The following is an 18299-nucleotide window of genomic DNA, read 5'->3' on the forward strand; positions in this document are numbered from 1 at the left end:
GGTGCCGAATTATTGTGTTGGGCTTCGAGCTTCCAAGGATAAAAGTGCTCAATACTCTAGGTAGGCGGCTTGAAGACTTTGAACCATTCAAGCCGGGCCTTGTGCGTATGTACGTGTGTGGACCAACGGTCTATGACTATACGCACCTTGGGCATGCGCGGACGTATGTAGCCTTTGACGCGATAAAGAGGTATTTACGTCTTCGAGGCTATAATGTGATACATGTGCAGAACATTACCGACATTGACGACAAGATAATCAACAGGGCTCGTGAGGAGGGTGTAGACTGGCGCGAGATAGTCGAGAGATACACACGAGACTATATGGAGATGCTAGAGAAACTAAAAATAAACGTTGACTTACACCCTCGCGTCACACACCACATCAAGGAGATTATCGAGTTTATACAGGTACTGATAGAGAAGGGTCATGCCTATGTATCGCCAAGCGGTAGTGTATACTTTGACGTCACAACGTACCCCGAGTACGGAGAGTTAAGTGGGCATAAGAGTCCAGAAGCTTGGAGACAAGAGGAGGAGCATCTCAGGGAGAAGAAGCACCCATTCGACTTTGCGCTCTGGAAGGCGTGTAAACCCGGCGAGCCATGCTGGGACTCGCCATGGGGCAAGGGGAGACCTGGATGGCACATAGAGTGTAGTGTCATGTCCTCAAAATACCTTGGAGACCAGTTCGAGATACACGGTGGCGGTCAAGATCTCATATTCCCGCATCATGAGAACGAGAGGGCACAGAGCGAGGCGCGATTCGGTAAGAGGCCTTGGGTCAAGTACTGGCTTCACACTGGGTACCTCACTGTACGCGGCGAGAAGATGAGCAAGAGTCTCGGCAACATAATCCCGGTGAAGGAGGCTCTCTCGAAATGGGGTCCAGAGACTCTACGTCTATGGCTCCTAAGTGCGCATTACCGTACGCCGCTCGACTTTAACGAGGAATCTCTCGAGCAATACAAACGCCAGTTGAAGAGAATACGATCAACCATAGAGTTGACCGGAAGGTTGCTTCGTGAAACCGAGCCTAGCTACCACCTTGACGATAAGGAGGTGGCGCTTGTACAGAGAGTCCTGGGCTATTGGCACGAGTTCCACAAAGCTATGAGCAATGATTTCAACACGGCAAAGGCGCTAGCCGCGATAAACAAGCTTGTCTCGTTTGTGAATAGCGAGCTAAGCTCGAAGCCGATATACACGGCGCTCACTCTAGCTTATCGTGCCTTCCGCGAGTTCAACGAGGTATTCGCGATAGCCGATGACATAATCACTGGCGTGGCGCCAGCCGAAGTGCAGCTAGTTGATAGGCTTGTTGACCTGATAGTAGAGGTGAGGGCTAAGCTAAGGAAAAGGAAGGACTACGAGCTTGCTGATTGGATACGCGCTGAGCTAGGACAACTGGGCATAAGGCTACTAGACTATGGCGAGAAGACGGTATGGCGTAAGGAGAGTTAACATGAATAGCCTAGGTTAAAGCAGGGGTATGATCATCGGACACTCCTTTTAGATACACGTAGAGACGTCGTTGCCAGCTTCTATGGTCGAGTTCTATTTGCTTTACACTCTTCCACCCTGGTATCGGGAAATCAAGGGTGATTACCAGGGTTCCTTTGTTGAGCTCGGTTCTCAACTTTGGCTCGAGTTTTGTGTTCACCGAGAGCAGCAGGTACATATAGACATACTTGGCGCGAGAGAAATCGAATGTGAAGAAGTCGCCTTGAAGAACATCTACTAAATGGCCTACACCCGCGCGCTCAACATTGCGTCTAGCCCGCGCGGCAAGCTCCGCCTTTACCTCTACACATAATGTGGGTAGACCTAGTCTCTGCGCTACAGCGATAGCTACTCTGCCGTCGCCGCAGCCAATGTCGACAAAGAGGCCGCGTCCTAGCTTCATTGTATGCTCTTTGAGAACCTCTATAAGCTTCTCAATAACCTCGTCGTTTGTGGGAACCCACGGGACGCTAGCTACGACTGAGCCCTTGTAGTTCACGGTTGTCCTCCGAAATACGAGAGCGTATTTGGGGGGTAGATTAGGGAGTTGTACCGGCGTTGAGCGTGGCGAGCCCCGAGCAGGTGGAAGTCTTTAACCCCTGGGGTAGCACGCTCGTGACTCTCGGTTTCCTGCTCATATTCTTGGGCGTAGCGTTAGTGATGATAGGCTTCTTGTTGAACATCTGGAGTTTTGGGCAGCAGCGGGTTGAAGGTGGTAGGACAGAGGGTGGTGCGGTTATAATCATAGGCCCCTTCCCAATCATACTTGCTAGCAGCGAGAGGGTCGCGAAAACGTTGCTACTGTTATCTATAGTCCTGGTCATCCTGCTCATAGTACTCTTCTTTGCGCTGCCCATGCTTCTTAGGAGAGTTGCTACACCCGGCTAAGAGGGAAGCTTCACGGATAGCATCCTCTAGTGCACGCTTGCAAGAACCACGTGTGCACTCATACAGTATTAGTCTTGCGTGTTTACCCTGAGCCGATAGCATAGCATCTAGAGCCTTAATGAGATCATGTGCATCTAGGCTGCCCTCGATGCTTGCATGAATACTGTTTACTATCTCGAATGGATCGTATGTGTGTGTAGGCAGGCTGTATACCGTTCGGCGTATAGTCCCGATAGACCCGAGGGTACTTGGGGCAACGAGAAGCATAACATCAAAATCTCCGACAACGTCTATCACCGTCAACACGTCAGCCGCCAAGTCATAGACATCCACATTGCATCCTTTTAGAGATGCTCTAGCCACGTCTATAGCGCCTTCTAGCTCCTCTCCACCCGGGATAAAGGGCGTGTATATTATACCAAACACAACCCTCAATTAGGACACCATACCAAGTTCCGCCTCCAGGCTAGACGCTAGAATGGTTATGCATGTTGCTCTAGGCGGGATAGCGGAGACTACAATTCACGCCGAGCCCGATGGCATAACCCTGGCGGTTTTCCATAGACCGCTCCAAGCTTGGAGTGTAACCGAGAAACCAGTTACAATGGCATTATGTCCATCATGTAAAACGCATGTTACGAGTCCCATACTGGCTGGCATCGAACGCAGCTGTTGGGAGACACTAATACTTGGTGTTCTCATAGCGCCGCTTATAGGAGAAGCACTTCACGATCCGAGTTTCGCTCCATTACGCAGCAAGTATTGGCATGCAGCCTCCAAATGCTTCCGCATACTGCGTTCAATATACAGCGGCGGCGTGAGAATACAAGTGCCACTTGTAGTAGAATATGCGAGGCAAGCCATACGTATAGCAGCGATGGTCTTCAGCGAGTGGAAGCGGAGCGCTAAGCTGGTTGAGCGCTACGAGTGTGGCGGTAAACGAGCCAAACTCATGACGGTCGACACCTTAGCAGGGTATGCGGGCATCGACGGCGCAGATATTGAGCCTAGAGTTGTCGTTGATAGCCATGTTCTGGTTATGCGTGTTGGTGGTATGGTATCTCGGTTCAAGCCCGCAGAACACCCGGTGAGAGTGGCGGCACCGCGTGTAGAATATGCGCTCCTAGTGGGTAACGAAACTGTTGAGACAGGGCCTGCAGCAAGGATATCACTTCTCGCCAGCAAGGATGTTGAGGTGAGTGGTTGTGGAGTTAAGGTTAGCGTGTCTAACGGGGAATTAAAGCTGAGAATGGAAGGATTGGTGTATACTCTAGACTTTGTAGCCGAGATTCCAAGTCCCAAAGAACTAGCAGAGAAGCCACTATCAAAGCGTATAGAATCGCTCATACTTGACGCGCTAATTTCGCCTCTTCAGAGTTGCACGTCTACAACATTCTTGCAGCATGGTGTGCTAGCAGAGGCGGCCGCGAAAGGATATGCGCTCTTTGAAGTCGTCAAGGGCCCGATAGGCTACTGGCGTATAGCTAAAGCAGACAAGCTGATCGCGACAATCCCCACAATGTACAACATATTCTCTACACTCATAGCTCCAGGCTCGCCATATGCTCTTGCTGCGCAGGGGATATGCGCTGACAGCCCCGAGGAGCAGGCTAGCCTACTTGCTGCTCTACATGTAGTATTTTCTCATTGTTCGCGTGCAACCATAATAGCAAAGAAAGGGTCTAAAACCGTGGTAAAGAGGTTCGACGTGCCTCGGGTCGCTGTGGAAAGGTAGTGGAGGCTTGAGCCTCCGCGGTAAAGCAGTACAGTTATACAACAGCCTTGTACGTTCGCCACCAAGACTACTCCTTGCGCCTCTGGTAGCGATTCATGCTTTGTTAGTAATTCTTTATCCAGTGCTGATAGTGCCAGAGGCTCTCGTAATCGTAGCTTATCTTCTGGGCTTTGGGCTGTGCAGTAGACACTATATGCGAAGAGCGGCTGGTGTCCTGCTATACGCTACTCCCTATATGATCCTCTACGCGATCGTGTTTGCGCTCGGCTTACGCCCGCTGGTCAGTGCCATTACGGCCCCATTTGCTCTCCTAGTAAGCGGCTTATGTGGTGTAAAGACCGCAATGATCTATGTCATAATAGCGACAGTTGTAAGCTTTCCGCTGGGGCTTATAGAGTCTCTTGCCGCGGCGGCCTCCGGCATAATAGCAATTCTCGTGCCTATGGTAGCGTTGGGATTGCGAGGCATTGAAGTAGCGAGAGCAGCAATACTAGCCTGGGCCGACGATAACTATGAGCCACTTGAGACGGTGATTAGCGGCGAGGAGAGACGCGTAAAATGGCATGCCCTGATGTTCAAACGCGATGATGAAAAGCTAGTTCTTATCGTGCCGGGTGTCCACTACGGGCCATTCAGGGGCGCAGGCAGTAGTCACTTGCCGCGAATGTTGATGAAGTATAGCCGGGACAAAGTTATTCCTCTGCATGGATGCGGTAGCCACGAGTTAAACATCGTGTCAAGGAAAGAGGCAGAGGCGTATGCGCAGCGTCTAGTCAAGGAGGCTCTTGTAGCAACGTGGCACGAATGTAAACCCCTGACACCAACTCTAGTGAACCACAAGAGCGGTTGGAATGCATTAGCAATAGGTTGCGTTGAAAGACCGACAGTCATCCTATGGAATAGGAGCGGCACGGAGGATATACCGTGTTCAACCCTTGAGCATCTGGATGACAAGTTGATGATAGTCGATGCTCATAACGTTGAGACAGAGAGTGTCGATACACGCGGCTTACACGAGGTAGTCAATAGCCTCCTTTCTAAAATAGAGGAGTGTAAAGGGAGTCTTAGGTGCTGCTGGAGGCTGGTAAGAGTTGATAACTCGGTAGTAGATGAGGCCAAAATGTGCGACAACTGGATCCTAGTACTAAAGGTGCTATGCGACAATAACGGAGTTACCATGGTAATCTTCCCAGCTAACAACGTGGATCCGCTTGCAGCGAGAAAATACACGGAAGTGTTGGGTAGTAGAACGGTGCTGATAACCATTGATGATCATAGCTGTGCAGCAGTGATAAACGAAGGTGTTGCACCGCTTAAATGGAGCGAGAAACTCGCAAAAATACTCCAAGAGAACGTCAAGATGTGTGTTCCTGGCGATTGTAGAATTAGCTACGCTAGTGGCTTCGACAATCTACGAGTATGGGGTGAGCACACGATACAAGAGATACGCCATCTGCTCGAAAGAGGTGTACGGGCAAAGGCACTGCCCTTGGTGATCTATGTGCTTTTCTTGATAGCTGCTCTAATAGGGGCAGTTATTCGGGGTGTTGGTTAAGACGGGGGCTGTACTCCGAAAGAGGTGAGTTTATTAACTCGTAATACCCTTCTACTTTAAGGGTGTCGACCCCATGAGGCTAAATGTACTCTACGAAGACGAGGAAATAATAGTAATGAAAGCGCCGCACGACGATGAACTAGTGCAGCTAGTGTACGAGTTCATCGTGGAAAAGGGTAGGCCAGTGACGTGGAAGGAGCTACGAGAGGCCTTTAGCGGAATTGCTGGCGAAGACAGGCTGAGAAAGGCACTACACGTATTGCGCGAGAAGGGACTGATAGTAGAGCTGCGCGGCGGTCGCTACGCAACGCCAGACATGCCAGGCGTACAGGAGGAGCTCAGAGAGATTGAACGAAGGCGCATTATGAGAGAGATGAGCCGCATAGAGAGAATGGTACAACGCGTAAAGATCAACGAGACCCTGCACAACTAACCAAATTGTTTCTTTTTCTTTTCTTTTATCGATAATGTAGCAGTCAACTTTTGTTTACTCATCGCTAAACTCGTCGAGTTGCTCTCCAGTCTCGCCCACTATCATCTTCTCGATCTCGGCTAGCACGGATTTGAACCTCGGGTCTTCTCTCGACAGTATGCTCAACGTGCTAGCTATTAACGCGGAGATGTAAGCATGTATAACGAGCGTTAACAGTAGTTCAACCTTCGTTCTCGAGCCAAGTGCTATCTCTATCATACTCATTGCGGGTGTCACCAGCTGAACATACAAGTCTATTACGTTCATGCTCCCGCGTAATGCGCTCTCAACTATGCTCCTCACATCCTTAATGATATCGAAGAGTGCTTCTGCAACGCTACGTCCATAGTCAGTAAGGGAGTACTTCCCATCTTTCCATGGCTTGCGTGTCACGACACCAAGTTTTTCGAGGAAGAGTATTGTTGGTTTGAGATTCTTGCAACCCGGGTAAACCATCATACACTCCGCGAGTATCTCATCCTCGCTCTTATCCCCTCTGTACAAACTCTTGAGTACAACAATTGATTTTCTCGCTGCTGGCGCAAGAACACGCAGAGCCAGCCTATCGGCCTCCAGCAGTATATTCTCTACTCGTGTCTGGACACTTGCATCGCTCCCCATCTCAATCACCCTTAACCCAGAAAACTTGAAGCAGAGGCCTATATGCGACGGGGGTGCTCTTGCCCGGGACACAGAAGAGTCAATCCTCTGGCGGCCTCCTTTCTAAAGAGGAGCTACTCCAGCTGCTACGCCCTACTGTCGAAGAAGAGGCGATAGTCGAGGTCAAGGGAGATATTGCGGTGTTAAAGACGGCTTCTGGTGCGCAAGCACTTCTCCCAATTAGAGAGGTTTGTAAAATAGCTGAACGTTTCAACTTGAAACTGCGTGGCTATAGATGCAGAAAGTGAGCGTGACTATACAGTGTAGTGCCCGACGCGCTCCCGTGTTCATCCTACGGGCGGATACGCGCCCGAGTCACACGGGCCAGTAATATACGACCGCATACTCGGTTATCACTTTCCCCTCTACATGCACGTCTCTCCCGATGCCAGTGTTTGATACGGGATCGGCAGTTGGAGACTGCGTACATCATAACTGGAGAGTGTTGCATAGACGAGGTGTACGAGGCAGTAGCGCTTCTCGAAGAGGAGCTAGGCGTCAGGGTGCGTGTGATATACTCTCCGAATGTAAAGGGCGTACTCGTGAATGGTGTACTAGTAGATCCGAGTCCGGAGGACATAGCGGCAAAGGCCGTAGAGACGATGGTAAGCTATTCCAACATAGAGAGTTTAATTCTCGCTTGCTGCTCTTGACTCGTGGCCTTTCAAAGGCTTTACAGTGATTATCGTCTCATTACCCCTCTCTTGTATTTCGATTTGCGTCGGTCCTAGGTAGAATACTGTAGCTGTCTGAAGCTTGTCGAGTAGTATGTTAACGAGTGTTGGGCTGTAAGCCTCGATGTGAAGGTTCTCGGCGCGCCGTCTGACATTAGGGCTTATCGTGTACTCAACAAACTTATGGTAGGGCTCTATAGCTATGTGTACACCCGCTAAGCGTCGAAGAACTATATGTCCAGGCTTTTCCTCCCTATACTCGCCGCTATCACTGAGAGAGACTAGCGAAAGTGTCTTTGAGAACTCCTCTAGCCTCCTCTCCGGCGGTTTTGTAGCCTCAGAGAATATCACTACGGCATCGTTGAGTGTGCTGCGTTGGGGCCACCCCGCAAGCCTCGCTTGCATCGTTAGAGCTTCGCCGCCAGAGGCATCTTCGAGAGGCTTAGCCTCGATAATGACTTGATTAGCGTCAAGGACTAACGCGTGAGCAGCACGTATCATATCATATCCTATACGTATGCCCGTGCGTTTTAGGAGGATCTCTGTGGAACGTAGGGGCAAGGCACTGCCGCCAACACTAGATGCTAAGCGTCGGGGGTAATATGGGGAAGGTAGGACCGCCTATAACTGGGTTACCAGTAATGCCCTCGGATCTGCCTCTGGACGAGGTTCCGGAGGATGTACTCCGGGAGGTGCTAGAGGAGGAGAAGCGTATCTACCGCAACCGTAGCTATAAGAAAAAGCCATACCCGACGTCAAGGGATGTGATGGAGGCTGTTAGGGAGGCATTGAGAGTATCAACACGTATACATCCCGATGAATTCCCGGATGTGGTCCTCCACATATTGGAGTCTAAAGGGTTCGAGGTTAGGCATGTCACGGTCAAAAGGATCTGGAGAGCGTATGAGACCTTAGTTAGGAAAGGAGTGATACGAGACGAGCTTGGTGTGATGATGTAGGGTTGGCGGGTGTTGGAGAGTAACGTTAACTTGTGACAAGCGCCGATGGTATGTGGGATAGTGATGCCAGTCTACCTGAAGCACCGGGGAGTATGGCTCCGAGTAAAGGAAGTCTATGCTATAGTCTCGACTGGGCGTCGTAAGCGTAGAGGCAAGCAGCGCTCTACTAGTACTTCATCGTCAAGCGGTATGCTGGTAGCTGAGAGTGTTGAACGCGTTCCTCTTAACGGTATGAAGTACAAGGTAGAGATACCCATAGCGTCCACGAGGGTCACCAGGTTTGCGGCCCAGCTTGTGCTGCGCGTGCCACACGTAACGGTGGTTATCGAGCCCCGTGGTGACGACTATGTGGCCATAGTTTATGCAAGGAGTCGGAAGGAACTCCAGGAGTACAAGAACCTTGTTGAGAAGATAGCACGTGAAGTCGGCGTTGCAAGAGAAGAGGAGGAGGTTGAAGAGGAGGTTGAGGAGGTGGAAGAAGAGGCTGAGGAGGAGTGACGGACTATTGTGAGCTGTGCTGGGCTAGGCCAGCAATCAGCGAATGCCGTTTATGCCGTAGACGTGTGTGTACCGAGTGCATAGGCAGGCATGGTCTCTGTCTAGCGTGTGAAGCTACGGTGTGTCGTTTGTGTGGCAAGAGACTTGCTGTAGGAACGTGTGCAGTGTGTAGCAGACTCGTCTGTGACGAGTGTTCTATCCAGTATAACCCGGTTGTGCGCATATGCGTAGAGTGTCGGTCGCGCGGCGGCAAACCTCCTAGAAAACCACCCAGCAGCCTGGTAAGGCTCACAGAGAAGTGGTTAGCCGAGCTAATAAGAGAGGCTCAGCGAAGTTAAGCTCCGTCATCCCCTCCAGGTCCTTGCGAGGCTCCGCTCATCACCACCTTGTCGAGCAACTTCTTCAGCGCCTCTATAAGGTAGCCCGGCTCGCCCGGTATCTCTTCAAGTACTTCTCCGCAGCATGCTATCACAGGCTCGTCTCTATCCTCTTCGACAAACCTCACATCTATCTCAACACCGTATTCTCGTGAGAGTATATCCGCTATGTCCTCTCGGAGCCATGCATATGCCGTCTCAGCCCAATACTCGCCCTTTCTACCCCTAACTTCGATGACAATGCGTTTCCGCTGCATCTAGATCCCCGTGGAAGAGGGACACGGTTAGGTATTAAGTGGCTGCCATCGCAGGACGGAGCGGTATGCAGGTGCTTGAACCCTTCTCTGCACGTTGCGAACTCCAAACCTAGCTTGTCTGCGATCCTCTTGACCCGCATTATCATCTCGAGGCGTTTATTGGCAGGTAGGTACCAATACCCATGCATCCACGTGCCATCGCGTTTGTACATTCTCTCATAGAGGTCACGAAGCTCTGGGAATGTCTCTATAACCCGCTTTAGGTTATCAGGTCTCGCCTTGTAGGTAGACGTTACCACGAACCTCGCGCCAGCATCATGGGCGGCTTCTAGAACCTCGCGTATAGACTCCTCATCGTCATTCAGGTGGGGGAGTAGAGGATCCAGGCGTATACCAACTGGCACGCCATACTCGTGCAGTCTACGTATCGCCTCTATGCGTTCACGCGGTGATGGTGCACCAGGCTCAAGCTTCCGTGCAAGCTCATCGTCAAGGGTGGTAATTGTTATCGTTACAGCGGTGTTGCCCCTAGCTAGTACATCTGCGTCTCTGGCTACGAGGCTAGATTTTGTAGTGATGAGTATACGGTAGCCACGTGGTACGAGAAATTCAAGAACTCTTCTTGTGAGCCTATAGACGCGCTCCTCTGGAGGGTATGGGTCACTACTAGTAGACATGTTGATTGTAAGGCAAGGGTTCACAAAGCGCTTTAAGTCGTATTCCAGCCTCTCCAGTAACCTCTGCTTAGGCGTGCTCTTCTTCATGCCTATGTACGCGGTTGCGTAGCAATACCTGCAGAAGTGGCTACAACCGGTATACGGCTGTAACGAGTACTTGGGCGGGCAGGTGCATAGCGGGCTAGACCATGGGTCGAAAGAGCGTATCACTAAGCCCGACTTCCGTGTCATTAGCGGCTCTACACCCCAGCTGCTTCGAAGCGTCTACCCTCCTCACGGTAGTAGAGATGCGGTATGCCGAGTTGAAGTAGACGCCGGTGCAAACCTGTATCGGCGGTGACGGCTATAGCGTGTATATTCCGCCTCACATACTCTACTATTGCATCGTCTGCGAGTCTACCTGCCCTAAAATTGGGTGTTACACAACCCCTCTTCGAGACTATCTGGATAGCTAGGCGTGCTGCGACTCTTTTCCTAACGCTACGAGAGGATGCGTGCCGCTCAAGCTCTTCGAGCACCTGGGGTAGCACGACACATCTTGGCTTAGCGCCTAGAACCTCTTCAACAAGTTCGAAGACGGGAACCCCCTCAGCTAGGAGCATTAGCGCACTAGTGTCATAAACTGCTTCCGCGATTCTCCATGCTGGGCGCGAGCTTAGCAAGTCTCTCTACCAGCTCATTGACACTACGTAGTGTGGAAAGGATTAGCGGAAGTCTCTCAGCCTCAGCCAGTCTGATGGCCAGAGGGTCCACGTTCTCACGAGGGCCGTGGATAACCACTACGGCCGGTTTTATCGGTGCAACTCTAACCGCTATCATAGGTGACCTGCCGGTCCCCACCCGTGTGAAGATCAATGCGCGCTCGCTAGTCATGCCCATTATGTAAATGAACTCGTTTCCTTCGAATACCTCGATAGCCTCCAGGCTATCGAGTATTGTGTAGCCGTATATCCTCTCAGCCGTGTGGCTCGTTAGAAGCACACCATCAACAGCCGCTAGGAGCTCATCGAATCGGATTCCTTCCTCGAAATCCCTAAGCTCGATGACACCCCTCTCTTCAACAGTCAGATGACGGGCGAGTTTACGTGTGACAGGCCACCCTCTTTCAGCATCTATCTCGAGAAGCGCCTCAACAAATCTCTTTACGAATCGCGCACCAGGCTGCCTCCTGCCGCGCTCGTAATCAGAGATTACCGTTGGATTTACACCCATGCGTTTAGCTATCTCGCTTCGAGTAACGCCAAACAGTTCTCGCCACTTCTTCATCGCAGCGCCCGGTGACGCTGACATCACTATATCGCCAGCTATGCGTCGGGCAACAGCGAGTGCAGTGGTCTTCACGTTACCGGGCCCTCCCCAGGGGCCTCACTAGGTGGCTATGCTCACCCCCACTCTTATTAGGAGTGGGAGTGTGGCGATAATGACCGGGTGCCGAGAGTGCCCAAGAAGAGGCAGAACAGAGGTAGGCACAAGGGTTCTAAGGGTCACGTGGGCGTAGTCCAGTGTGACAACTGTGGTAGGATAATACCACGTGACAAAGCGATATGTGTAACCAGGTACTACTCTCCGGTTGACCCACAGTTGGCACGCGAGCTTGAGAAGAAGGGCGCCATCATAATGAAGTATCCCGTCGAGAAGTGCTATTGTGTGAGCTGCGCGATACACTATGGCATTGTGAGGCAGAGGCCGCGCGAGGAGCGCAAGCCGAAGCCCTCAGTCCAGATCTAAAACTTGCTTTACAAGCTAACCTCACCTTTTTAAGCAGGTGCACAACGTTAGGTTCGTGCCATGACAAGGTATCGTGTACTTCGGCTTGACGAGGCGTTTCGGTTTAAGTGCGTGCGTTGCGACTTCTGCTGTGGTACGGGTCCTAACGTATCGCTAACAGCGTTTGACATAGTGAGGATAGCAAAGTTTCTGGGTATAGGATGGCGTGATGTGCTAAAAAGCTACGTCAAGGTGATAATAGCTGATATCGTGCCGTTCTTCTCGCTTCGCGACAAGGGTAACGGGGAATGTGTATTCATGGAAAGAAAGCCGAGTGGTGAGACACTCTGTGTGATATACCCAGCTAGGCCCATGAGATGCCGCCTCTATCCCGTGATAATCGAGTCCCTTAAGCCAGAGAGGTTCTACCTCGATCTCATGTGTCCGGGTGTCGACAAGGGTAGTGAGACGAGAGTATCGATGCGTCTTATCGAGGAGTATGTCAGGGAACGTCGCGAGCATTACAGAAGGCTGTTTAGGCTGGTTTACGAGGAAGGTCTCGAGCCACAGGATGCTGTTGAGAGGCTATTGGAGGAGGTATGGAAGGAGGCCGAAGGAGGTGCGGAGTGGGCAGATCTGGATAAACTCGAGATGTTAGGCTCTGTTTAACGTGCAGCATGTAGCCAGCATCGTACATAGTGCCCCTTTTCGACTTCTATGAGTGGCGGTAGTTCTCGTCGACACTTCTCGCGGAGCTCGCTGGGCGCCTCGCTACATCTTGGTTCGAATCTACATCCTGGTGGAGGGTTGCGTAGATCCGGAGGAGAGCCCGGTATGTAACGTAGCTTGGACTTTGGGCCTCGTAGGCGAGGTATGGCAGCTAGAAGTGCTCTCGTGTATGGGTGTTGCGGGTTAGTGTAGACGCGCTCGGCGGGACCGTACTCTACAATATGACCTGCATACATTATTGCTACCTTGTCGGCCAGCTCGGCTATGACGCTCAAGTCGTGGCTGATGAGTATCATGCTCATGCCAAGCTCCTTCTTGAGCCTTTTGAGCAGGTTTAGGATCTGGGCTTGAACCACAACGTCAAGGGCGGTTGTAGGCTCATCAGCTATCACTACATTTGGGTGTAGCGCCAACGCCATTGCTATAACCACGCGCTGCTTCTGGCCGCCGCTAAGCTCGTGTGGATACCTGTTCACAAAGCTAGGTGGGAGCCCAACCATCTTGAGAAGCTCCTTTGCTCTTTCTAGAGCCTCCTTCTTGCTCAAACCCTTGTGTATTATCAGAGGCTCGGCTATCTGGTACCCAACGGTATACACCGGCACGAGGACGTTAGCGGCACCTTGGAACACCATGCTTATCTTCTGCCAACGTACCTTGCTCCGTAACTCGGCTTCACTCAGCTTCATTATATCGATGCCATCTATCACTATACTGCCTTTCACTATCTTCCCGGGAGGCGGGACTAGCCTAAGGAGACTGTAGGCTACTGTACTCTTGCCACTGCCGCTCTCGCCTGCTATGCCAAGTACTTCACCCCTCTCTAGCGTGAAGCTTACACCTTCTACTGCTCGTACTACTCCACGTAGCGTGTAGTAGTGCACGTGGAGGTCTCTAACCTCCAGTATCGGCAACTTGTCTAGCCCGTGGCTAGTCGATACACGAGACCCTAATCCATTTTACCGTGGGATTAGAAGGGGGTTTCGTGGCACCTAATACTAGCCTCTACTGTAGAATCGGCCGTCTCGAGTATAACCTCGTTATCCTCTAGCATTTGGAACATCCTCGTCATGAATGGGTTATTGAGCACTAGGTCCGGGTTCGCTGCTGCAGCCAGCGAGGAGGCCAACGCGGCTATACTGTCAGTGTCGCCGCCCAAGCTCAGCGCATATGCTATGCTACGAACAGGATCTCCCCGTGCTCTTACCAGCACGTAGACGGCTGCCGGTATAGACTCGAACGCTGCACTACCATTCCCTATCACCTTTGCCACCCTCTCCGGGCTAGCATCTATCAATTCTTGTATGAGTTCCAGCCTCTCGCGGAACTCTTCGTACATAGTCTCGCGGGCCAGGTAGTAGGGTAGCTCTTCGACATCCATACCATGCATCAACTCGTATAATGCCAGGGCGTGTAGGCGTGCACCCTCTACGCCCAACGGGTGGGTATGCGTCACCATGGCTTGCGCGACAGCCATAGCCTCAACAGCGTCGCGTGTAGTGTAGAATATCGGTATGGGTGGAACGCGTACAGCACCGCCGTTCCCAAAGCTACCCTGACCACCCCATGCTAGTCTAGCAGCGACTCTCCAGTCGCGTCCCCTTCTAACAGCCTCAACAACCTCAGCCACGCCAAGACCATAGTTACGGATAGGATCCCATGTTCGTGCCTCCTCGGCCAGCCTCTTTACGAACACAACCGGGTTAAACCCGCATGAGTCTACGATGCTCCTTGCCAGTATCAACGTAAGCTCTGTGTCATCGCTGTATGCAATACGGTCTCCTATGCGTACAGGAGTTACCCCCTTCGGATCTTCCAGCCATTTGTTGTGTGGAGGGGTGCCGCTAATCTCTAGGGGTAAGCCAAGTGCGTCACCAACACTTAGCGCGAGAAATATGGCGCGTGCTGCTCTGTACAGCGTCACATGCTCACCTCTTTCGTACCTCTTGGGCTAGAAACCCGGTTTATAGGCTAAGGTTAGTGGTTAAACGGGTCTTGCTATGAGCGTGGCTGTCGCTCACCTAGGTTGCTCGCGAGAGGGTATTGTAGTTACACATGGTGGTGCAGGAGGGTGGGACAAGAAGCGTGTTGTGAAGGCATTAGACGTTGTTCGTGAGGCGGCGCGTGTCGGCTACGTAAAGCTTGTGGAAGGGGATGTGCTCGACGCGGTAGTAGCTGCTGTTAAATTCATGGAGGATAGTGGAGTGCTGAACGCCGGATTGGGGAGCGTCCTCACACTTGACGGCGTCTTAGAAATGGATGCCGGGTTAATGACGTCTTGGGGTCTCGTGGGTGCTGTAGCCGGAGTGCAAAGGCTGCGAAACCCTATACTAGCCGCTCTTGTGGTTGCACTTGAGACTCCCCATGTAATAATAGCGGGTGAGGGTGCGGACGCATTAGGCGAGTCCTTTGGGGTTGCGGCGCACCCGGGCCCCATGCCAGAGAGAGTGGCTACACATGCAAAGAACATGATAAAATCGAGGGAGAAGATATTAGCAAGGATAGCGTCGGGGAAGCTTTCGATACTAGAACTTAATGGGGCAGATACTGTAGGGGCTGTTGCCTACAGCCCGCACAGTGGTCTTGCGGCAGCTACCAGTACGGGTGGTGTGTCTGGCAAGCTGAGGGGGCGAGTCGGGGATACGCCAATACCGGGTGCAGGCTTCTATGCGACTAGGAGGGTTGCGTGTTCCGCCACGGGTATCGGCGAGACGATAATCCTCTCGATGGCGTGTAGATGCATAGCAGAGTTGATTGAAGATGGTGAGCAGCCGGAGGAGGCGCTACGCCGTGTAGTGGAGGAGCACACAAGAACGTTCGGGGAGAACACGCTTGGCGTGATAATAGTCGATGCGAATGGGTGTGGGTATGCGGCGACAAACGCCAGGATGCCGACCGGTGTAGCCACACCCAGGTCTTTAGAAGCCTGCCTGGTAACTACCAAGGGGTGATCAGGTAGGAGTGTGTGCATCAACAGCTGGAGGCTCCATAAACTAGTGGCCTTAAGCTCATTAGGTACATTGGTTGCAGCCGTTTCTAGCTTGCTAGTGCTTTACCACATGGGGGCCGGTGTATGGTTCCGTGTGACGGCGGGCCTAGCGGCGTCAACAGTCATAGCAACAACGGCTTTGCTATGCAGCGTCATGAAGAAACCCCGCGCCTCGTGCATACTAGCATTACTGTATCCGTTGGCCGGCCTAGCATTCTACATGGTGGCTAGAAGATTGTGGGGGAGAGCTAGTGACGAGTGCAAGGTAGTCGCGATGGCATCGATAATTGTGACGCCCCTTGTACCTATAGCTGCACTTGTTTGCCTCAAGCCTCCGATAGGGAGAAAAGTAGTGCAAGAAGAGGAGCTGTTTGGAGCCGCCCCAGGCGCCTCTAACGCCGCCGTGTCGCACGGCGGTGGATGAGGAGGCGTTAGCCCCCCTAGGCAGCCCCTATCTGGTGGTGTGTGGCGCGTGGTTGAGGGGCGTGACCTTCGCGAAATAGTCGAGCGTGTAGTTAAAGGCGAGGTTAAACTACATGAGCTTGACAAGCTACTGGGTAACTCTAACCTAGCCGCACTCGTTAGGAGACTAGCGCTCGAGAAGATAACGGGCGTAAGCCTCTCATCGATAGGCTCGACTATACTTGATTTCGAGGAGCTTGTTGGCAGGAACATTGAGAACCCTATAGGAGCAGTTCAAGTGCCTGTTGGCATCGTAGGCCCTCTTAGAGTGCAAGGGGAGTATGCAAGGGGAGACTTCTACGTACCTCTCGCAACGACTGAAGGTGCGCTAGTGGCGAGTGTTAATCGTGGTGCAAAAGCGGTAACGTTGGCCGGTGGCGCAAAGACTCGGATACTAAGAGATGGTATGACCAGAGCGCCAGTAATATGGACGCCGAGCGTCGAGGAGGCTGTCAAGCTGGTAAAATGGGTCGAGGAGAACATAGACGTGCTAAAGAAGGCTGCAGAGTCGACTACCAGGCATGGCAAGCTAAAGGGCCTCACGTGGTGGATAACGGGCAACCTAGTATGGCTTCGTTTTGAATTCGAAACCGGCGACGCCATGGGCATGAATATGGTCACCATAGCTGTGGATAAGGCGTTGCAAGAACTACTCAACAACTATGACGGTGATATTCGTGTTGTGGCACTAAGTGGAAACATGTGTGTTGACAAGAAACCATCAATTTTGAACATGCTACTTGGGCGCGGTAAGACCGTCGTGGCCGAGGCGATAATACCGCGTGACGTGGTTAGGGAGGTGCTGAAAACAACTCCTGAAGCTATACATGAGGTTAACGTGGCCAAGAACCTCATGGGTTCGGCGAGAGCAGGCAGCTTGTCGTACAACGCGCATTATGCTAACATTATTGCAGCCATTTTCATAGCAACTGGGCAAGACGTTGCACAGGTGGTTGAGAGTAGCATGGGCTACACATGGACCGAGGTGAGAAACGGCGACTTGTACATCTCGGTTACGTTACCGAGTCTGGAGGTCGGCACGGTAGGGGGTGGTACAAGACTACCGACTCAGCGCGAGGCACTTGCACTAATGGGCGTTGGGGGTTCAGGCAACCCTCCGGGCACCAACGCCAAGAAGTTTGCAGAGATTGTGGCGGCCACGGTACTAGCAGGTGAACTTAGTCTTCTAGCAGCCTTAGCGGCGGGGCACCTGGCAAAAGCGCACATAAAACTTGGTAGAGGTGAGCTAAATCGCTCGGACAGCAACATAGGATCCAAGGTTAACCCCTAGCTCTTGTGCTAGAAACTTGCAAGGAACGCGCATCAAGCTATAGACCCTTTTACCAAGCCTATTGTTCACGAAGTGGAGATGATTCATTGCGCCCTTGACTATAACAGCATCGGCGTCATTAACTACTTTGATAGCCTCCTCATTCACCTCGTCCACTATAAGAGAGGCTGCATCACTACCTGTCTCGATAACATCATCTAGATAATCTATCACACCCAGCCGTTTAAGCTCCTTTATAGTTGCGTCATCCTCAAAAGTATCGCTCTTAACAACGCCTATGACGGTAGCACCGTTCTCCCTCAAGACCTTTATAAAGAGTGTGTCATAGAGTGCCTCAAGGCTACTATCGAAAACGTATGCTATGACATTCACCTTGCCTGCATGTAAAAGATTGTATAACTCTGCAGCCTCGTTCCTCCTAAGTTCTATTCTCGAAACTGAGGTCGCATCATGGATATACGGATCTAGGTAGGGTCTTGCGAGGTCAAGAGCATTGCCTGCTACAGCGGCTTTTAGAGCGAAATGGAATCTTTCAGTACCTTCAAGTCTTAGCAGCTTCTCATTTATTGTCTCTACAGCTTCACGTACTGCAGGTTCAAGCTCCTTCTTGATCTCCGCATACACATCATCAACGCCGACGATACTCTTGAGTCTTCTAAAACTAACTGTTGCGAGAAGTGATAGCTCGATATCCGGGCCGAGATAGACACCGACGGATTCAGCTATGCTCCTAAAGCTTGCCAGGGAGTCCTCAACGTTCAACCCCGAGAGTTTTTCGAGTTCGCGTGCACGTGTTAGGAGCGTGCATGCGGCGCAAAGAGGCTTGACTTTCACTCTATCACCTTGCTCGCATGGTTCGGCGTGATGCCC

The 18299-nt window shown here is 51.8% G+C and carries 26 protein-coding genes; 15 read left to right on the plus strand and 11 right to left on the minus strand.

The features are described 5' to 3' along the window. The first annotated feature begins 17 nt into the window (after positions 1-17). Entirely contained in the window at positions 18-1463 is a 1446-nt protein-coding gene (cysS, locus tag PYRFU_RS07670; RefSeq protein WP_014027092.1) for a cysteine--tRNA ligase, read from the plus strand. A gap of 10 nt (positions 1464-1473) precedes the next feature. On the opposite strand, the gene PYRFU_RS07675 is transcribed toward cysS, so the two are convergent. Next, positions 1474-2001 (minus strand): SAM-dependent methyltransferase, encoded by a 528-nt coding sequence (locus PYRFU_RS07675; RefSeq protein WP_014027093.1) that lies wholly within the window; start codon positions 1999-2001, stop codon positions 1474-1476. A 65-nt stretch (positions 2002-2066) separates the two neighbouring features. Between PYRFU_RS07675 and PYRFU_RS10245 the strand changes: the two genes are divergently transcribed. After that, entirely contained in the window at positions 2067-2390 is a 324-nt protein-coding gene (locus tag PYRFU_RS10245) for a TIGR00304 family membrane protein (RefSeq protein WP_244403929.1), read from the plus strand. On the opposite strand, the gene PYRFU_RS10540 is transcribed toward PYRFU_RS10245, so the two are convergent. Then, positions 2307-2825, minus strand: a complete 519-nt coding sequence (locus tag PYRFU_RS10540) for a hypothetical protein (protein WP_014027095.1) — start codon at positions 2823-2825, stop codon at positions 2307-2309. The genes PYRFU_RS10245 and PYRFU_RS10540 overlap by 84 nt on opposite strands. A gap of 43 nt (positions 2826-2868) precedes the next feature. Here PYRFU_RS10540 and PYRFU_RS07685 point away from each other — a divergent pair, with 43 nt between their 5' ends. The 3 genes from PYRFU_RS07685 to PYRFU_RS07695 all read left to right on the plus strand — a co-directional run bounded on the left by PYRFU_RS07685 (position 2869) and on the right by PYRFU_RS07695 (position 6113). Continuing rightward, complete coding sequence (locus PYRFU_RS07685; RefSeq protein ID WP_014027096.1) at positions 2869-4125, plus strand: hypothetical protein; 1257 nt, start codon at positions 2869-2871, stop codon at positions 4123-4125. A gap of 7 nt (positions 4126-4132) precedes the next feature. Beyond that, a complete protein-coding gene (locus tag PYRFU_RS07690) occupies positions 4133-5680 on the plus strand; it encodes a DUF2070 family protein (protein ID WP_014027097.1) in 1548 nt (515 codons plus the stop codon). A 73-nt stretch (positions 5681-5753) separates the two neighbouring features. Continuing rightward, positions 5754-6113, plus strand: a complete 360-nt coding sequence (locus PYRFU_RS07695; RefSeq protein WP_014027098.1) for a hypothetical protein — start codon at positions 5754-5756, stop codon at positions 6111-6113. Between the two features lie 54 nt (positions 6114-6167). Here PYRFU_RS07695 and PYRFU_RS07700 read toward each other — a convergent pair whose 3' ends face one another. Then, complete coding sequence (locus PYRFU_RS07700) at positions 6168-6773, minus strand: hypothetical protein (protein ID WP_014027099.1); 606 nt, start codon at positions 6771-6773, stop codon at positions 6168-6170. Between the two features lie 59 nt (positions 6774-6832). Here PYRFU_RS07700 and PYRFU_RS07705 point away from each other — a divergent pair, with 59 nt between their 5' ends. Beyond that, on the plus strand, positions 6833-7060 hold the full coding sequence (locus tag PYRFU_RS07705; RefSeq protein WP_014027100.1) for a hypothetical protein: 228 nt from the start codon (positions 6833-6835) through the stop codon (positions 7058-7060). A gap of 165 nt (positions 7061-7225) precedes the next feature. Next, positions 7226-7465 (plus strand): hypothetical protein, encoded by a 240-nt coding sequence (locus tag PYRFU_RS07710; RefSeq protein ID WP_014027101.1) that lies wholly within the window; start codon positions 7226-7228, stop codon positions 7463-7465. Here the strand turns inward: PYRFU_RS07710 and PYRFU_RS07715 are convergent. Then, on the minus strand, positions 7442-8047 hold the full coding sequence (locus PYRFU_RS07715; protein WP_014027102.1) for a hypothetical protein: 606 nt from the start codon (positions 8045-8047) through the stop codon (positions 7442-7444). The two genes, PYRFU_RS07710 and PYRFU_RS07715, sit on opposite strands and share 24 nt — an antisense overlap. Before the next feature lie 80 nt (positions 8048-8127). On the opposite strand from PYRFU_RS07715, the gene PYRFU_RS10045 reads away from it, so the two are divergent. From PYRFU_RS10045 to PYRFU_RS10545, 3 genes are all read left to right on the plus strand, one after another. Continuing rightward, complete coding sequence (locus PYRFU_RS10045; protein WP_052296968.1) at positions 8128-8445, plus strand: hypothetical protein; 318 nt, start codon at positions 8128-8130, stop codon at positions 8443-8445. A gap of 60 nt (positions 8446-8505) precedes the next feature. Continuing rightward, positions 8506-8943: a hypothetical protein gene (locus PYRFU_RS07725; protein ID WP_167827901.1), complete on the plus strand. Its 438-nt coding sequence runs from the start codon at positions 8506-8508 to the stop codon at positions 8941-8943. 128 nt (positions 8944-9071) lie between these two features. Beyond that, positions 9072-9281 carry a hypothetical protein gene (locus PYRFU_RS10545; protein WP_167827902.1) on the plus strand — a complete coding sequence of 70 codons (210 nt, stop codon included), beginning with the start codon at positions 9072-9074 and terminating at the stop codon, positions 9279-9281. Here PYRFU_RS10545 and PYRFU_RS10550 read toward each other — a convergent pair. The 4 genes from PYRFU_RS10550 to PYRFU_RS07740 are packed head-to-tail and all read right to left on the minus strand — an operon-like array spanning position 9278 to position 11595. After that, a complete protein-coding gene (locus PYRFU_RS10550) occupies positions 9278-9577 on the minus strand; it encodes a hypothetical protein (RefSeq protein ID WP_167827903.1) in 300 nt (99 codons plus the stop codon). The two genes, PYRFU_RS10545 and PYRFU_RS10550, sit on opposite strands and share 4 nt — an antisense overlap. Next, positions 9487-10485, minus strand: coding sequence for an SPL family radical SAM protein (locus tag PYRFU_RS07730; protein ID WP_014027106.1), 999 nt, complete (start codon positions 10483-10485; stop codon positions 9487-9489). The genes PYRFU_RS10550 and PYRFU_RS07730 overlap by 91 nt, the downstream gene beginning before the upstream one ends. 8 nt (positions 10486-10493) lie before the next feature. Then, positions 10494-10916, minus strand: a complete 423-nt coding sequence (locus PYRFU_RS07735; RefSeq protein ID WP_014027107.1) for a PIN domain-containing protein — start codon at positions 10914-10916, stop codon at positions 10494-10496. Next, positions 10870-11595 carry a helix-turn-helix domain-containing protein gene (locus tag PYRFU_RS07740; protein ID WP_014027108.1) on the minus strand — a complete coding sequence of 242 codons (726 nt, stop codon included), beginning with the start codon at positions 11593-11595 and terminating at the stop codon, positions 10870-10872. The genes PYRFU_RS07735 and PYRFU_RS07740 overlap by 47 nt, the downstream gene beginning before the upstream one ends. A gap of 96 nt (positions 11596-11691) precedes the next feature. Between PYRFU_RS07740 and PYRFU_RS07745 the strand changes: the two genes are divergently transcribed. Together PYRFU_RS07745 and PYRFU_RS07750 are read left to right on the plus strand one after the other, a co-directional pair. Beyond that, positions 11692-11982 (plus strand): 30S ribosomal protein S26e, encoded by a 291-nt coding sequence (locus PYRFU_RS07745; protein WP_014027109.1) that lies wholly within the window; start codon positions 11692-11694, stop codon positions 11980-11982. Positions 11983-12042: 60 nt separating this feature from the next. Next, positions 12043-12630 (plus strand): YkgJ family cysteine cluster protein, encoded by a 588-nt coding sequence (locus PYRFU_RS07750; RefSeq protein ID WP_014027110.1) that lies wholly within the window; start codon positions 12043-12045, stop codon positions 12628-12630. On the opposite strand, the gene PYRFU_RS07755 is transcribed toward PYRFU_RS07750, so the two are convergent. Beyond that, complete coding sequence (locus PYRFU_RS07755; protein WP_014027111.1) at positions 12627-13601, minus strand: ABC transporter ATP-binding protein; 975 nt, start codon at positions 13599-13601, stop codon at positions 12627-12629. The two genes, PYRFU_RS07750 and PYRFU_RS07755, sit on opposite strands and share 4 nt — an antisense overlap. A 56-nt stretch (positions 13602-13657) precedes the next feature. Then, on the minus strand, positions 13658-14611 hold the full coding sequence (locus tag PYRFU_RS07760) for an ADP-ribosylglycohydrolase family protein (protein ID WP_014027112.1): 954 nt from the start codon (positions 14609-14611) through the stop codon (positions 13658-13660). 76 nt (positions 14612-14687) lie between these two features. Between PYRFU_RS07760 and PYRFU_RS07765 the strand changes: the two genes are divergently transcribed. From PYRFU_RS07765 to hmgA, 3 genes are all read left to right on the plus strand, one after another. Further along, positions 14688-15638, plus strand: coding sequence for an isoaspartyl peptidase/L-asparaginase (locus PYRFU_RS07765; RefSeq protein WP_014027113.1), 951 nt, complete (start codon positions 14688-14690; stop codon positions 15636-15638). Positions 15639-15770: 132 nt separating this feature from the next. Further along, positions 15771-16100 carry a hypothetical protein gene (locus PYRFU_RS07770; RefSeq protein ID WP_167827904.1) on the plus strand — a complete coding sequence of 110 codons (330 nt, stop codon included), beginning with the start codon at positions 15771-15773 and terminating at the stop codon, positions 16098-16100. Positions 16101-16148: 48 nt separating this feature from the next. Next, positions 16149-17429 carry a hydroxymethylglutaryl-CoA reductase (NADPH) gene (hmgA, locus tag PYRFU_RS07775; RefSeq protein WP_014027115.1) on the plus strand — a complete coding sequence of 427 codons (1281 nt, stop codon included), beginning with the start codon at positions 16149-16151 and terminating at the stop codon, positions 17427-17429. On the opposite strand, the gene PYRFU_RS07780 is transcribed toward hmgA, so the two are convergent. Continuing rightward, positions 17385-18263: an ARMT1-like domain-containing protein gene (locus tag PYRFU_RS07780; protein WP_048191911.1), complete on the minus strand. Its 879-nt coding sequence runs from the start codon at positions 18261-18263 to the stop codon at positions 17385-17387. The genes hmgA and PYRFU_RS07780 overlap by 45 nt on opposite strands. Between the last annotated feature and the right edge of the window lie 36 nt (positions 18264-18299).

The organism is Pyrolobus fumarii 1A, from assembly GCF_000223395.1.
Taxonomy (GTDB): domain Archaea; phylum Thermoproteota; class Thermoprotei_A; order Sulfolobales; family Pyrodictiaceae; genus Pyrolobus; species Pyrolobus fumarii.

Bases quoted from the DNA above. Each gene is read 5' to 3' on its own strand.
- PYRFU_RS07685 (WP_014027096.1), top strand. From the start codon at position 2,869: ATGGTTATGCATGTTGCTCTAGGCGGGATAGCGGAGACTACAATTCAC.
- PYRFU_RS07695 (WP_014027098.1), top strand. From the start codon at position 5,754: ATGAGGCTAAATGTACTCTACGAAGACGAGGAAATAATAGTAATGAAA.
- PYRFU_RS07700 (WP_014027099.1), bottom strand. From the start codon at position 6,773: ATGGGGAGCGATGCAAGTGTCCAGACACGAGTAGAGAATATACTGCTG.
- PYRFU_RS10045 (WP_052296968.1), top strand. From the start codon at position 8,128: ATGCCCTCGGATCTGCCTCTGGACGAGGTTCCGGAGGATGTACTCCGG.
- PYRFU_RS10550 (WP_167827903.1), bottom strand. From the start codon at position 9,577: ATGCAGCGGAAACGCATTGTCATCGAAGTTAGGGGTAGAAAGGGCGAG.
- PYRFU_RS07730 (WP_014027106.1), bottom strand. From the start codon at position 10,485: ATGACACGGAAGTCGGGCTTAGTGATACGCTCTTTCGACCCATGGTCT.
- PYRFU_RS07750 (WP_014027110.1), top strand. From the start codon at position 12,043: ATGACAAGGTATCGTGTACTTCGGCTTGACGAGGCGTTTCGGTTTAAG.
- PYRFU_RS07765 (WP_014027113.1), top strand. From the start codon at position 14,688: ATGAGCGTGGCTGTCGCTCACCTAGGTTGCTCGCGAGAGGGTATTGTA.